This window comes from Micromonospora sp. GCM10011541 (genome assembly GCF_042650725.1).
GTDB classification, from domain to species: Bacteria; Actinomycetota; Actinomycetes; order Mycobacteriales; family Micromonosporaceae; genus Micromonospora; species Micromonospora sicca.
Window position 1 is genome coordinate 24,578 of sequence record NZ_JBHSBP010000049.1, and the last position, 12,603, is coordinate 37,180.

Genomic DNA, 12,603 nt, shown 5'->3' on the forward strand with positions numbered 1-12,603 from the left:
GGGTCAGCGGCGGCTGTGGGTCCACTTCACCAGGCGGTCGGCCTTCCAGGTGTTGACCACGCGGTCCGCCGGGACCCCGCACAGGGCCGCGCGCTCGCAGCCGAACCGCTGCCAGTCGAGCTGGCCGGGCGCGTGCGCGTCGGTGTTGATCGCGAACCGGCAGCCCGCCTCGAGGGCGCGGCGGATCAGGCGCTTCGGTGGGTCCTGCCGCTCCGGGCGGGAGTTGATCTCGACCGCGACGCCGCGCTCGGCGCAGGCGGCGAAGACCGCGTCCGCGTCGAAGTCGCTCTCGGAGCGGGTACGCGGTCGGTGCGCCCGGTCGCCCGGGCCCTGCACCCCGGCGGGCCGGGACGACACCATCCGCCCGGTGCAGTGGCCGAGGATGTCCAGGTGCGGGTTGGCGATCGCGGCCAGCATCCGGCGGGTCATCTTCGCCTGCTCGTCGTTCAGCCCGCTGTGCACCGAGCCGACCACCACGTCGAGGCGGGCCAGCAGCTCCTCCTCCTGGTCCAGCGAGCCGTCGGCGAGGATGTCCACCTCGATGCCGGTGAGGATGCGGAACCCCTTCGGCAGCGCGTCGTTGACCGCGGCCACCTGGTCGAGCTGCCGGCGCAGCCGGTCCGCGGTGAGGCCGCGGGCCACCTTCAGCCGGGGCGAGTGGTCGGTCAGCACCAGGTACTCGTGACCCAGCTCCACCGCCACGAGCGCCATCTCCTCGATCGGTGACCCGCCGTCGGACCAGTCCGAGTGGGTGTGGCAGTCGCCGCGCAGCGCCTCCCGCAGCGCGCCGGCCGCGGCGTCCAGGTCGGTGCCCTCGGTGGCGACCAGCCGACGCAGGTAGACCGGTTCCTCGCCGGCCAGCGACTCGGCCACGCAGCGGGCGGTGACGTCCCCGACCCCGGACAGCTCGGTGAGCGTGCCGGCGCGGGCGCGCTCGGCCACCTCCTGCCCCGGCAGCGCGGCCAGGGCCTTGGCCGCCGAGCGGAACGCCCGGACCCGGTAGGTGGCCTCGTTGGCCCGCTCCAGCAGGAACGCGATCCGGCGCAGGTCGGCGATGGGATCCCGGGCACTCATGCCCTGCAACCTACGCGCCCGCCCGCGACCACGCGGAAGTCCGACGGCGGATGCCGCGAGTGGACCGGGTCAGCCGGCGCCGCTGGTCGTCGTCGGCGCCTTCGGGCAGCCGTGCTTCCGCTGCCACGCCACCACCTCGGCGGCCGGCGCGCGGTTGCCCCGCTTGCGCCACGAGTCCAGGTAGCGGGCCGGCCAGATCACCCCCCGGCGGATCCACCAGTCGTCGTGGCCCCGGCACGCGGGCGAGATGCCGAAGTGCAGGTGGCAGACGTTGTTCGCGTTGCCGGTGCGGCCCACCCGGCCGAGCTGCTGACCGGCGCGGACACGCGCCCCGGCGGTGACGCCGGCGGAGACCGCGCTCAGGTGCGAGCCGTAGTAGCGCACCCCGTCGTCGCCGAGCAGCGAGACCGAGAGGCCCCCGTTGTACGGCCCCAGCGGACCCCGCTCGTCGAACCGGTCCACCCGGCTCACCTCGAGGATCCGCCCGTCGGTGACGGCGACGACGGGTTCCCCGCAGTCGGCGAAGATGTCTGTCCCCGGGTAGGCGGAGTGCGTCGGGTGGTAGGCGACGTTGTCGGCGCGGACCGGGAAGACGTGCCGCAGGTCGGTGCGGGTCGGCGAGGGGGACGGCGACGGCCCGCCGGGCGTCGGGGTGGGCGGCGCGGACTGCTCGGCGGTCGGGACGGCGCTCGGCCCGTCCCACACGTTGGTCGGCGTCGCGGTGGGACGGGTGCCGGCCGCGCAGCCGGCGGCGAGCGCCGGCGCGAGCAGCAGCAGGACCGGGTACGCCGAACGCGGGCGGCGTCCGATCGATCGCGAGCGCATCCGGCCATCCTGGCAGACCACTACCGTAGGGACGAACGCCGCGACCGCCGCCTCGCCGTCCGGTCGCGCTGGGTGACTACGCCGAGGACGGCGACTACGGTCCGTGAAGGGAGCAGGGGCGATGAACGGGTGGAACGCCGTACCCGGCGAGCCGCGTCCGGAAGCCGGCCGCCCGCTGCCGCACACCCCCTCCGGGCTCTTCCCCTCCGGGCCGCCGGCCCGGCCCACCTGGCGGGAGCCGCACCCGGTCACCGGCGGCGGGGTGGCGGCCGGCGGCGCCACGGCGACGGTCTGGCTGCTCCTGTTCGGCCTGCTCGGCCGGGACGTACCTGGTTATGCCTGGTGGACCGTGATCGCCGGCGGGCTGGCCTGGCTGGCCGCCGCGGCGCTGGTGCGGTTCGGCGACCGCGGAGTCGCGACGGGGGTCGCGATCGTCACCGCCGGCGGGTGGAGCATCGCCGCGGCGGTCGTCGCGGTCCGCTGGGCGCAGAGCGGGGACTGGCCGCTCTGGTGACTCTCGGTGATGGCCCGGCTGCGCAGCGAACACCATCTTGACGTACGCGCTGTGACGGTGAACCCTCGGCGGTATGGCCTGGACCACCCCGCGGCTCGACCCTGAGCGGAGCCGCCGCCGCCTGCAACTCCTCGCCGAGTTGGCCGGTGCCCGCACGGTACGCCAGCGCGAACGGCCGCAGCGGGCCCGCACCGAGCGGCTGCGCCAGCTCATCGCCACCCGCAAGCGGATCGCCGGCTGATCCGACTTTCTCCAGGATTGACCGGCCCTTCGGGGCGTTGACCGGTCGCCTGCCGACCCGACCGGTTAACGTGCACGCGAGACGAGTCGGCGTGCTGCCGAGGGCCAATTTGGGGGGACCGTGTCGTACTTCGCCGCTGCCGCCGTACGCGTCGAGGGCGGCTGGACCGCCGACGAGGTGAGCCTGCGGGGCGCCACCGACATCGAGGAGGTCGCCGACCGGCTGCGCGACGTCGAGCCGGACGCGGACCTGTCCCTGCTCTTCGTCGAGGCGGACGACGCCTACCTGGTGATCCTGCGCCTGGACGAGGGGGAGGACCTGCGGGTCTTCGGCTCCGACTCGGCGTACGCCGAGGAGTCCCGGCTGGGTGCCCTGCTGGTCGGCGACCTGAAGACCTCGATCACCGGCGACGAGCCGCGCGCGGCCGCCACCGGCGGGGACGAGGAGACCGAGCAGCCCGCGGTGGACCCGGAGGCCGACCCGGTGGGTGACGCGGACATCCTCGCCGACCTGGGCATCCCCGCTCAGAAGCTGCTCGCCCTCTGCGCGCACGAGGGGATGCTGCCGGCCGACGTGACCGCGGAGATCTGCCAGGTGCTCGGCTGCGCGGACGAGATCGAGGAGCTGCGTGAGGTCTGAACCATCCGGAGCGGTGCCGCCCGGCGGCGCCGAGCCGGCAGACGCCACCGACCCGGCGCTGGAGACACTCCGGCCGGGGCAGCCGACCCCGGGCGCGGTGGGCCGGGTCGGCCCGGGCGCGGACGAGGGGCTGGCCGACCCGGGCGAGGTGGGCCGCCGCCAGCGGCACGAGGTCTGGATGCGCCGGGCGCTGGAGGTCGCGGTCACCGACCCGGCCGACGGGGCGCCCGCCGACGACGTCGACGCCGTCGCGGACATCCCGGTCGGGGCGGTGGTCTACGGCCCGGACGGCGCCGAGCTGGCCATCGGCCGCAACGAGCGCGAGCTGACCGGGGACCCGACCGCGCACGCCGAGGTGCTGGCGCTGCGGCGGGCCGCCGAGCGGCTGGGACGCTGGCGGCTGGAGGGCTGCACCCTGGTGGTGACGCTGGAGCCGTGCACCATGTGCGCGGGCGCGATCGCCCTGGCCCGGATCTCCACGGTGGTCTTCGGGGCGTGGGAGCCCAAGACCGGGGCGGTCGGGTCGCTCTGGGACGTGCTGCGCGACCGTCGCGCGATTCACCGTCCGGAGGTGTACGGCGGGGTGCTGGAGACGGAGAACGCCGCCGTGCTCCGCGCCTTCTTCCGCTGACCGTCCCGCGCCCGTGTCCTGGTCAGGCGGGCACCGTGGCCGGACGCAGCAGGGTCGCGGCGACCGCCCGGGCGGCCGCTGTCCACGGGGTGGGGCGCAGGGTTGCCGGATCGAGCCGGACGATCGCCCGGGTGCCCTGCGCGTACAGGGTGTCGCCGTCGAGGGAGCGGAACTCGAAGGCGTACTGGGCGCTGCTGGTGCCGAAGTACTCGAGCCAGAAGTACACGGCCACCGGCCCGGTGCCGGTGATCGGGGCCCGGTAGGTGATGGTGAACTCGCGTACCGCGTGGAACACGTCGGGAGCGCTGTGCTGCCCGCCCTGGAAGGAGACGCCGCGGTCGGCCCAGTACGGCGTCAGGGCCCGTTCCAGCAGCACCGCGTAACGGGCGTTGTGCAGGATGCCCATGGCGTCGAGGTCGTCGAAGTGCACCGTGACGTGCTCGACGTGGCCGAACTCGACGACGGGCTGGTCGACGATGGCGTGGCTCATGACAGGCCTTCCGGTAGCAGGGTCGGATCGGGGCACAGGGCCCGCAAGCGGTTCAGCAGGCCCTGGCGGGCGTGCCGGTAGGCGGCGTCCGGGTCCAGCAGCCGGGACCGCATCACCGCGCTGATCCCGAGCGCGTCGATCTCGTACGCCACCTGCTGGACGTCCACGTCGGCCGGGAGTTCACCGAGGGCGACCGCCTCGAGGACGAGGCGTTCGAGGAACGCGGTCCAGCGGCCGAATGCCTCGGCGAGCCGGTCCCGGACCGGGCCGGGTCGGGCGTTGTACTCGAACTCGGTGTTGGCGAAGAAGCAGCCGCCGGGGAGCACCCGTGCGGCGTAGAAGTCGATCCGGGCCTCATGCAGCGCCCAGATTCGCCGTACGCCGCGCGGGGCGCGCAGGGCCGGGCCGATGATCCGTTCCTGCCACTGCTCCACCGCCCGGTCGACCGTGGCGAGTTGGAGCGCCTCCTTGGACCGCCAGTGGGCGAACAGGCCGGATTTGCTCACGCCGAGGGTGTCGGCGAGCTGCGCGAGGGAGAGCCCGTGCAGGCCGGCCTCGGTGGCCAGGCCCACCGCCGCGTCCAGCACAGCCGTGCGGGTGCGTTCGCCGCGGGCGAGGCGGCCGTCGAGGGTCATGCGGGCAGCGTAACCAGAAAGAGAACGACCGGTCGTATTTATTTTTGTGATCTGAAACGCAGCCGCCCCGCCACCAGAGGTGGCGGGGCGGCGAAGGGGAGGGGTCAGGCGATGGCGGTGTCCAGGGCGATCTCGACCATCTGGCTGAAGGTCTGCTCGCGCTCGGCGGAGGTGGTCTTCTCGCCCGTCTTGATGTGGTCGCTGACGGTCAGAATGGTCAGCGCCCGCGCCTTGAACCGAGCGGCGATCGTGTAGAGCGCTGCGGACTCCATCTCGACGGCCAGCACGCCGTAGTCGGCGAGGGTGTCGTACAGGTCCGGCCGGTCGGTGTAGAAGGCGTCCGCCGCCAGGATCGGCCCGACGTGCATGGTGATGCCGCGCCGCTCGGCCACCTCGACCGAGGTACGCAGCAGCCCGAAGTCGGCCACCGGGGCGTAGTCGATCAGCCCGTCGAAGCGCATCCGGTTCATGTTCGAGTCGGTGGACGAGCCGATCGCGGCGACCACGTCCCGCAGCTGGAGGTCCTCGCTGAGGGCGCCGCAGGAGCCGACCCGGATCAGGGTCTTCACCCCGTACTCGTTGATCAGTTCGTGGGCGTAGATGGAGGCGGAGGGCATGCCCATGCCGGAGCCCTGGACGGAGACCTCGACACCGTTCCAGCGGCCGGTGAAGCCCAGCATGCCGCGGACCGTCGAGTAGCAGCGCGCGCCCTCGAGGTAGGTCTCCGCGATCCACTTGGCCCGCAGCGGGTCACCCGGCATCAGGACCCGCTCGGCGATCTCTCCCGGCTCAGCGCCGATGTGCGTACTCATGGCAAAGATCCTGCCAGGCCCGCCCCGCGGATACCGGTTCGGCGTCCACACCCGGGGTCCTGTACCCTCGTCGGCGGTGGCGTGTCCGAGTGGCCTAAGGAGCACGCCTCGAAAGCGTGTGAGGGTTTACGCCCTCCGCGGGTTCAAATCCCGCCGCCACCGCTCGTGAGGTGCGAGAACGCCCGGTCGGTCCGTGAGGACCCGCCGGGCGTTCCGCTTGTGGTCTCAGTTTTGGTCTCAGTTCGTGCTCAAGAGGCCGGTTTCGGGTCCTCTGTCGGGCTGTCCCACAGCAGTCCACCAACGCGCTGAGCGATGTCCCGACGCACCTGGGTGGTGAGTGCTGGTACCGGGCCGCCATCGCCGAGTTCGACCAGCCCATGATGCCCATCACCGCCCGCTCGGCCCACGCCGAGGATCAGCAGCACCGTGGCGGCGGTGTGGCGGGCGTCGTGCAACCGACCGTCCCGTAGGCCGGCGAGGCGAAGCAGCCGCTTCCACTCGTCGTAGTCGGTGCGCGGATTGACCGGGCCGCCGGTCGGCGTGGCGAACAGCCAGTCGCTGCCTGCCCAGAGTTGGGCGGCGGTGGCGCGCTCCTGGTCCACGAGGATGGCTGCTACATCCACGACGTGACGACGGGCCAGGACTACCGGTCGCCGGGAGACCGAGGCGAGACCGCGGACTACGGATACGTGGGACGGCTTCCCCGACCGGACGGCAAGGGCACCTTCCTCTACCTGGCGGGCACCCACGCACAGGGCACACTCGGTGCCGCCCACTTCGTCGCTACCAACCTCGCAGAGCTGTACAAGGAGTTGAAGAACCGCCGGTTCTCGACGGTCATCAAGTGCGTCTATGACCCGAAGGACCGGCGGAAGATTCTGTCGACCGAGCGGCTGACACCGCTATACCGCCCTGACGGTGCCTGATGCGGGTAGCGACCGCGACTGACCCCGGTCACCCGCTACGGCCCAATGAGGCCTGGGTTGCTGCCGCGCAGGGCCTGATCGTCGTCCTGGATGGTGCGACAGCTCGCACGGATACCGGCTGTGTGCACGGCGTGGCCTGGTAGGCGGCAAAGCTCGGATGATCACCGGGCAGATTCCGCTTGCGGCTGTCCGGCGGCTGGCAGTGCTGACCGATGGCGCCGCACGCCTGGTCACGATGTTCGACCTGCTCAACTGGCGAGGGGTGCTCGACGTCCTGGACGAGCACGGCCCGACTGAGCTGATCCGACGGGTTCGAGCGATCGAGGCAGCCGACCCGAACGGCACCAAGTGGCCCCGCAACAAAGGCAGCGATGACGCCACGGCGGTCTACGCGAACTGAGTCGGCCGGCCGCCGGCTGCCGGCGATGCCGGGCTCCAGTTGATGCGTTACGCATCTGTTCCAGTTGATGGGTGACAGTTGGTCGGCCGATAGAGCCTGGTCGTCACACTGCGTCACCGGATACTGGGTTGCCAGCTCCGCACACCTGCGGCACCCTTCCCGGCATGATCGAGACGCGTGTGCTTACCGAGGGCGATTGGAAGATGTGGCGGGAGCTGCGGCTCGCTGCGCTGGCAGAGGCGGCGTACGCGTTCGGTTCCCAACTGGCGGACTGGCAGGGCGACGGCGACCGTGAGGAACGCTGGCGCGGTCGGCTGGCCATCCCCGGCTCGTACAACGTCCTGGCGATGCTCGACGGGCAGCCCGTCGGGATGGCCAGCGGAGTGCCGACCGATCAGGACGGCGTCGTCGAGCTGATCTCGATGTATGTGGCACCGGTGGGACGTGGCCGGAGCGTGGGCGACCACCTCGTGAGGGCGGTCGAGCAGTGGGCTCGGCAGGTGGGCGCGGGGACGCTGCGGCTGGCCGTGGTGGAGGGCAACAAGAACGCCCGGGCGCTCTACCAGCGGAACGGCTTCCGTGACACGGGTGCGCTAGGCGACCTCATGCCCGACGGCGTGCGTCGGGAGCACATCATGACCAAGAGTCTCGCGGGTTAGCGGTCGGCCGTCGATCGAGGGTCTCCGGCCAGGACTTCACAGTCGGTAGCCGCGGATCGGGGATCGCGTAACCCATCAAGCGGAGTCAACGTGTAACGCTTCAATCGGAGTACGTCAGCCGGCTGCCGACGATGTCGGTCTCAGGACGTCCGTGACAGATCAGTCTCGGGACGTGGGTGACACCTCCGGCTAAACGATCATGGCGTGCCCCGGCGCGCGGTCCATCCCGGCGAGGAAGGGGACATGCCCGCCCGGGACAATGGGCGGGTGAGCATCACCCGACTCATTACCTCGGAGGACGCGCCGGCCCTGGCCGAACTGCTCCGCGTCAACCGTGAGTTCCTCGCGCCGTGGGACCCGCGCCGGAGCGACGACTACTTCACGGCAGACGGCCAACACGCCGTCATCCAAACCGATCTCCAGCAGCACGAGCAGGGATCGAAGCTGCCGCACGTCATCCTCGACGACTCCGGCTGCTTGGTCGGCCGCATCACCCTCAATGGCATAGTGCGCGGCCCGTTCCAGTCATGCTCCATGGGCTACTGGGTAAGCGCCAGCCACAATGGCCGAGGGCTCGCGACCAAGGCGGTGCGTGAGATTGTGCGGGTGGCCTTCGAGGACTTGGGGCTGCATCGGGTGCAGGCAGAGGCCCTGCTGCACAACGCCAGATCGCAGCGGGTGCTGGAACGCAACGGGTTCGTGCAGTTCGGCATGGCGCCGGAGTACCTCAACATCGCCGGCCGGTGGCAGGATCACGCCATGTACCAGGTGGTGAAGTCGTCGTCCGCAACCGGCTGAACGTCATCGCCCCACCACGGGTGCGCTGAAGCCGCGCCGTGCGATCACGGTGCCGGTGTTCGCTGACACTGAGGACAGCCGGCAGCGACCGGGCGCGGATCGTAGCCCGAGGTCACGGACGCGGACGGACGCCGCTGGACGAAGCGCCCAGAGCTTGTAAGCGAGATGTCGACTGCGGGCGGCGGCTGGATGAGCGGCTAACACCGAGTGGTTCGAGCCGAAGGGTCGGGCCCTTGCCTGCCTTGGCACACTGGCGGTGTGAGTTCGGGGATCCGGGTCCGGGTCGCGGTGCTGGCCGTCTGCATCCTGGTGGCCGCCGCGGTCGGTCTGTGGAAAGGCTGGGGGAGTGCGACCGTTGATCCGCCCTCGCCGCGCTCGGTATGTCAGCTCATCCGACCCGAGGTGTTCGACCTTCTCGTACCTCGGCGCCGGCCGCTGCAGGCCGAGGGCGAGGAGGGGAGTCGCCCCGGTACCCGCTCTAACACCTGTTCGAGCGAGAGTGGCCCCACTGTCAATGGGGCACGTGCCTCGCTGTGGGTCGCGTTAGTTCGCCTCGGCCAGCACGACGGCCAGGGCCCGCAGTGCATCAAGCGTGACGGGTCGCTGTCGTGGGCCATCAACCGCACCAACCACCGGGTCGCACTCGGCGACGGCGCTGCCTACTTCGTTTCGGGGGATCGCGACACCGGCCGGGTCATCCACTTCGCCGCCTGTCTCGGCACCTATCTCGTCTACGTGAGGTACGAGGCTGTCGGTGCTACCGACGCATCCATCATCGAATCGGCTTCCACCGTGGTCCAGGAGGTGCTGTCGCAACTATGATGTGGCCTCCCCCTCCCTGGGCACCCGGCGTCGAGACCCTGCCACCCGGCCGTCCCGTTGACCACCGGTTACTTCTGCGGGAATTGCTGTTCGGTCTGGCGGCCCTGTCGCTCGTCATAGCCGTCGGGTTCCTCGGCTGGCACCTTGCCCGGCTCGCGGCGCCCACCGTTGTGCGGTGGCAGATCGAACGTACCGATTCGACGAATCAAGCCCCTCCACTGCCCCACCTGCCGCCGTCTCCGTTCGCGCAATGACTCCCGCTGTTGCCGTGCAGGACGAGTGCTGGTGTCGGCTTCGAGCTGTGGATCATCAAGTCGAGCGGCAGCCAATACAGCAGCGGAGTGCAGCAACTGAGTGGACCTCAGCAGGCTGTGTGAGACTCATCCGTGCCAGCTGACTTCGCACGCGACCCGGAGCAGCCGCTCTGCCATGATCTACGGACCAGAAGGTGCCGCGTCAGCAGAAAGTCAGCGAACGCGGTGATGCGGGACCGCCTCCAATGGTCACAGCCGGCATGACACCGAGGGCAGGAACACAGTGAACGACGCCCGCTGACACTGACCGACAAGGCCGACCAGGCTCCCCCCGGCGGGGGTCACGCACGAGCCGTGCGCCGCCTACCGAGCGGGCAGGCGGTCAGGACGGATCCGAGCGCACCAGCTGCAGCCGCTGGGTTTGGACCGAAGAGTTCCGGTGGTCACCTTCGACGCAGCAATAGGATGCCGACGGCGAGAACGGCCAAGCCGACAAACGTGGCATAGAGCATGCTGGTGAGCCAGGGGCCAAGGTGGTCGTCCAGGTCCAGCGCCCACCGAACGAGACCGCCGACGAGCCCCGCTATAAGGGCCGCCAAGACCAGAAGGGCCTTCTCCCCGGCCGAAAGCGGTGTCTTCCGCAGATTCATCGACCTCATGCCAGCCTCGCCTTCCCGTGAGCGTCGCCGATCTTGAGCGTGCCCACGGTCTCACGCCAGCGGCAGTGTCGAGGAGTCGGATCCGTGACAGTAGAAACGTGGACGGCTGCGGCTGCAGTTGGACCATGGACGCACGCCTGTTTGAGCCCGCCAGCGTGTGCAGATGCGGGCGGCTACCAGGCATCAGAGTCCGCCCGAGCAGCCAAACCGGCGAGCATGACCGGACGATGGCGGACCGGGACACCGGCTTGGGCGCGAGGACCAGGCGGTGGACCAGCGCCGGGGGACGGACTCGTAATGCGTAGGTCGACGGTTCGATTCCGTCAGGCGGCTCCATTGAAAGGCCCAGGTCACCGGCTTGATCGCCGATCACGACCTGGGCCTTTTTCGTGCCTTCGGAAGGCCGAGCAGCCAAAGCCCCATTCGCCCGACCATAGTCCTCTCCAGCCGTGACCCGGCTTCCCCTGCAATCTCCGGGGCCACATGGCCACCATCCGGGGCTCGTTGGCAGCGCGAAGCGGTCGATAAGAAGCTAGCCCCTGCGCGCACTACCAGGTGACGGCACACCTACCGGACCAAGGAGCAGCAGCCAGTGAAACCACCAGGACCAGCGGCCCGGTTCAGCGAGCTGTACGCGGCACACCACGCCCCGGTATACGCGTACGCGGTGAGTCGGGCCGGCCGCCAGCTCGCCGACGACGTGGTCAGCGAGACCTTTCTCGTCGCCTGGCGGCGGCTGCCGGAGGTGCCGGCGGCCCCGCTGCCGTGGCTGATCGGCGTCGTCCGAAACGTCGTGCGCGAGCGCTACCGGGACGAGGTCCGCCAGTCGTCGGTGGCGGCGGAGCTGCGGGCCTGGGTCGACGAGGCGGGGGCGGATGTGGCTGACGGGGTGGCCGAGCGCTTTGCCGTCCTGGCCGCCCTGTCCCGGCTCTCCGAGGCCGACCGCGAAGTGCTCACGCTCGTGGCCTGGCAGGGCCTGTCCCACCGGGCGGCGGCGCGGGTCGTCGGTTGCTCGATCGCCACGTTCACGGTCCGTCTGCACCGGGCGCGCCGACGCCTGGACCAGGCCATCACCGCTGCCGACGAGGTCGTCCGTCGGATCCCGTCCGCCTTTCCCGTGAAGGAGTTCAGCCGATGAGCCGGCGTCGAGACCTCATGCAACTGCTGTCCGAGTCCCGCCCCACCCGGCTCGATCCAGGGGAGAGCCAACTCGACCTGGCAACGCTAACCGCGTACCCGCCGCAGGAACCGGCGCAGCGGGCGGCGCGACCGGCCGCGCGGCGCCGGTTGGTGCTGACCGCCGGGCTGGTCCCCGCGCTGGCGGTGGGGGCGCTCGCGGTGGCGGTGGTGGTCCACCAGCCCGCCCCCACACCGCGGCCCGAGGCGGCCCGGTCGGTCACGCCGCAGTCCGCCGCGGCCCGGCAGTTCCTGCTGGCCGCCGCCGACCGGGTGGCCGGCAGCGAGGCCGGCAGCGGTCAGTACTGGCAGATCAACATGGAGGTTGGCGACGTCCGCGAGGTTGGCCCGGCGAACGGTCGGTACGACATCGCGGTGCGGATGGGCGTGGAGGACTGGCTGGCGACCGACCCGGACGGCCGGAGCTGGACGTTCTTCCAGCGGCTCGGCGGCCGGCCGATCAGCGCCGCCGACCTGGCTGCCTGGCGGCGGGACGGCTCCCCGGCCCGATGGGGGGACGTTTCCGTCGCCCCCGGCCCCCGTCGGCTGCGCACGCCGGAGGGCGTCGACTCACGGCAGAACTACTTCCTCGGCAGCCAGTCGGTCACCGCGGCGGAGCTGACCGCGCTGCCGGCCGACCCGGCCGCGCTGCAGGCGGAGCTGAGCCGGCGGCACGCCGACAGCCAGGAGAGCCGGACGGAGTTCCTGTTCTGGAGCGGCACCTCGCTCGTGCTCGACCTGCCGGTCTCCCCAGAGATGCGCGCGGCGGCGTACCGGATGATTGCCGGCCTGGACGGGGTGACGAGCCTGGGCGCCGTGACCGACCAACTCGGCCGCACGGGTGTGGCGATCGCCTATGCCCGGCGCGGTGACGGGGGCGTGCCGCTCCAGACCCGCCTGATCCTCGACCCGCGCACCGGGCGGGCGCTCGCCGAGGAGACGTGGCGCGTGGGCGTCCCGGACCGCCTCGTCCACTACCGGGCGATCGTCGAGGCTGGCTGGACGGATGCGAACCCCCCGACAGCGTAGTCGCGACCCGGCCACGCAG

At 71.2% G+C, this 12,603-nt stretch carries 18 protein-coding genes and 1 tRNA gene; 12 read left to right on the forward strand and 7 right to left on the reverse strand.

What is annotated here, in order from left to right; translation table 11 throughout:
* Nucleotides 1-3: 3 nt before the first annotated feature.
* Both ACFOYX_RS17190 and ACFOYX_RS17195 read right to left on the reverse strand, forming a co-directional pair.
* On the reverse strand, nt 4-1,074 hold the full coding sequence (locus tag ACFOYX_RS17190; RefSeq protein ID WP_322441339.1) for a PHP domain-containing protein: 1,071 nt from the start codon (nt 1,072-1,074) through the stop codon (nt 4-6).
* 69 nt (nt 1,075-1,143) lie between these two features.
* Nucleotides 1,144-1,899: a M23 family metallopeptidase gene (locus ACFOYX_RS17195; protein ID WP_322441340.1), complete on the reverse strand. Its 756-nt coding sequence runs from the start codon at nt 1,897-1,899 to the stop codon at nt 1,144-1,146.
* A gap of 121 nt (nt 1,900-2,020) precedes the next feature.
* Between ACFOYX_RS17195 and ACFOYX_RS17200 the strand changes: the two genes are divergently transcribed.
* From ACFOYX_RS17200 to ACFOYX_RS17215, 4 genes are all read left to right on the forward strand, one after another.
* Nucleotides 2,021-2,413, forward strand: a complete 393-nt coding sequence (locus ACFOYX_RS17200; RefSeq protein WP_322441341.1) for a hypothetical protein — start codon at nt 2,021-2,023, stop codon at nt 2,411-2,413.
* 73 nt (nt 2,414-2,486) lie between these two features.
* Entirely contained in the window at nt 2,487-2,654 is a 168-nt protein-coding gene (locus tag ACFOYX_RS17205; RefSeq protein WP_165439858.1) for a hypothetical protein, read from the forward strand.
* Between the two features lie 120 nt (nt 2,655-2,774).
* On the forward strand, nt 2,775-3,293 hold the full coding sequence (locus ACFOYX_RS17210) for a tRNA adenosine deaminase-associated protein (protein ID WP_322441342.1): 519 nt from the start codon (nt 2,775-2,777) through the stop codon (nt 3,291-3,293).
* Nucleotides 3,294-3,471: 178 nt separating this feature from the next.
* Nucleotides 3,472-3,924, forward strand: coding sequence for a nucleoside deaminase (locus ACFOYX_RS17215; RefSeq protein ID WP_201749677.1), 453 nt, complete (start codon nt 3,472-3,474; stop codon nt 3,922-3,924).
* Between the two features lie 22 nt (nt 3,925-3,946).
* On the opposite strand, the gene ACFOYX_RS17220 is transcribed toward ACFOYX_RS17215, so the two are convergent.
* From ACFOYX_RS17220 to deoD, 3 genes are all read right to left on the reverse strand, one after another.
* Entirely contained in the window at nt 3,947-4,414 is a 468-nt protein-coding gene (locus tag ACFOYX_RS17220) for a thioesterase family protein (RefSeq protein WP_322441343.1), read from the reverse strand.
* Complete coding sequence (locus ACFOYX_RS17225; RefSeq protein ID WP_109802168.1) at nt 4,411-5,049, reverse strand: TetR/AcrR family transcriptional regulator; 639 nt, start codon at nt 5,047-5,049, stop codon at nt 4,411-4,413. Before ACFOYX_RS17225 ends, ACFOYX_RS17220 begins: the two co-directional genes overlap by 4 nt.
* A 104-nt stretch (nt 5,050-5,153) precedes the next feature.
* On the reverse strand, nt 5,154-5,861 hold the full coding sequence (deoD, locus tag ACFOYX_RS17230; RefSeq protein WP_109802167.1) for a purine-nucleoside phosphorylase: 708 nt from the start codon (nt 5,859-5,861) through the stop codon (nt 5,154-5,156).
* A 75-nt stretch (nt 5,862-5,936) separates the two neighbouring features.
* Between deoD and ACFOYX_RS17235 the strand changes: the two genes are divergently transcribed.
* Nucleotides 5,937-6,023 (forward strand) — tRNA-Ser (locus tag ACFOYX_RS17235).
* An 86-nt stretch (nt 6,024-6,109) separates the two neighbouring features.
* On the opposite strand, the gene ACFOYX_RS17240 is transcribed toward ACFOYX_RS17235, so the two are convergent.
* The gene (locus ACFOYX_RS17240; protein WP_377534128.1) at nt 6,110-6,484 is read right to left on the reverse strand and encodes a hypothetical protein; all 375 of its coding nucleotides are present in this window, start codon (nt 6,482-6,484) and stop codon (nt 6,110-6,112) included.
* Between the two features lie 3 nt (nt 6,485-6,487).
* On the opposite strand from ACFOYX_RS17240, the gene ACFOYX_RS17245 reads away from it, so the two are divergent.
* From ACFOYX_RS17245 to ACFOYX_RS17265, 5 genes are all read left to right on the forward strand, one after another.
* A complete protein-coding gene (locus tag ACFOYX_RS17245) occupies nt 6,488-6,787 on the forward strand; it encodes a hypothetical protein (protein ID WP_377534130.1) in 300 nt (99 codons plus the stop codon).
* A 157-nt stretch (nt 6,788-6,944) separates the two neighbouring features.
* Nucleotides 6,945-7,187, forward strand: coding sequence for a hypothetical protein (locus ACFOYX_RS17250; RefSeq protein ID WP_322441344.1), 243 nt, complete (start codon nt 6,945-6,947; stop codon nt 7,185-7,187).
* A gap of 164 nt (nt 7,188-7,351) precedes the next feature.
* Nucleotides 7,352-7,846 carry a GNAT family N-acetyltransferase gene (locus tag ACFOYX_RS17255; protein WP_322441345.1) on the forward strand — a complete coding sequence of 165 codons (495 nt, stop codon included), beginning with the start codon at nt 7,352-7,354 and terminating at the stop codon, nt 7,844-7,846.
* A 267-nt stretch (nt 7,847-8,113) separates the two neighbouring features.
* Nucleotides 8,114-8,644 (forward strand): GNAT family protein, encoded by a 531-nt coding sequence (locus ACFOYX_RS17260; protein ID WP_322441346.1) that lies wholly within the window; start codon nt 8,114-8,116, stop codon nt 8,642-8,644.
* A 258-nt stretch (nt 8,645-8,902) separates the two neighbouring features.
* Nucleotides 8,903-9,466: a hypothetical protein gene (locus tag ACFOYX_RS17265; protein WP_322441347.1), complete on the forward strand. Its 564-nt coding sequence runs from the start codon at nt 8,903-8,905 to the stop codon at nt 9,464-9,466.
* A gap of 697 nt (nt 9,467-10,163) precedes the next feature.
* Here ACFOYX_RS17265 and ACFOYX_RS17270 read toward each other — a convergent pair.
* Entirely contained in the window at nt 10,164-10,370 is a 207-nt protein-coding gene (locus ACFOYX_RS17270) for a hypothetical protein (protein WP_322441348.1), read from the reverse strand.
* Between the two features lie 601 nt (nt 10,371-10,971).
* Here ACFOYX_RS17270 and ACFOYX_RS17275 point away from each other — a divergent pair.
* Together ACFOYX_RS17275 and ACFOYX_RS17280 are read left to right on the forward strand one after the other, a co-directional pair.
* Nucleotides 10,972-11,517 (forward strand): sigma-70 family RNA polymerase sigma factor, encoded by a 546-nt coding sequence (locus ACFOYX_RS17275; RefSeq protein ID WP_322441349.1) that lies wholly within the window; start codon nt 10,972-10,974, stop codon nt 11,515-11,517.
* Entirely contained in the window at nt 11,514-12,584 is a 1,071-nt protein-coding gene (locus tag ACFOYX_RS17280; RefSeq protein WP_322441350.1) for a CU044_5270 family protein, read from the forward strand. Before ACFOYX_RS17275 ends, ACFOYX_RS17280 begins: the two co-directional genes overlap by 4 nt.
* Nucleotides 12,585-12,603: the final 19 nt, after the last annotated feature.

Coding starts and splice junctions, on each gene's coding strand:
- ACFOYX_RS17270 (WP_322441348.1), bottom strand. CDS start 10,370: ATGAATCTGCGGAAGACACCGCTTTCGGCCGGGGAGAAGGCCCTTCTG.
- ACFOYX_RS17215 (WP_201749677.1), top strand. CDS start 3,472: ATGCGCCGGGCGCTGGAGGTCGCGGTCACCGACCCGGCCGACGGGGCG.
- ACFOYX_RS17195 (WP_322441340.1), bottom strand. CDS start 1,899: ATGCGCTCGCGATCGATCGGACGCCGCCCGCGTTCGGCGTACCCGGTC.
- ACFOYX_RS17220 (WP_322441343.1), bottom strand. CDS start 4,414: ATGAGCCACGCCATCGTCGACCAGCCCGTCGTCGAGTTCGGCCACGTC.
- ACFOYX_RS17190 (WP_322441339.1), bottom strand. CDS start 1,074: ATGAGTGCCCGGGATCCCATCGCCGACCTGCGCCGGATCGCGTTCCTG.
- ACFOYX_RS17205 (WP_165439858.1), top strand. CDS start 2,487: ATGGCCTGGACCACCCCGCGGCTCGACCCTGAGCGGAGCCGCCGCCGC.
- deoD (WP_109802167.1), bottom strand. CDS start 5,861: ATGAGTACGCACATCGGCGCTGAGCCGGGAGAGATCGCCGAGCGGGTC.
- ACFOYX_RS17255 (WP_322441345.1), top strand. CDS start 7,352: ATGATCGAGACGCGTGTGCTTACCGAGGGCGATTGGAAGATGTGGCGG.
- ACFOYX_RS17225 (WP_109802168.1), bottom strand. CDS start 5,049: ATGACCCTCGACGGCCGCCTCGCCCGCGGCGAACGCACCCGCACGGCT.
- ACFOYX_RS17280 (WP_322441350.1), top strand. CDS start 11,514: ATGAGCCGGCGTCGAGACCTCATGCAACTGCTGTCCGAGTCCCGCCCC.
- ACFOYX_RS17250 (WP_322441344.1), top strand. CDS start 6,945: ATGATCACCGGGCAGATTCCGCTTGCGGCTGTCCGGCGGCTGGCAGTG.
- ACFOYX_RS17200 (WP_322441341.1), top strand. CDS start 2,021: ATGAACGGGTGGAACGCCGTACCCGGCGAGCCGCGTCCGGAAGCCGGC.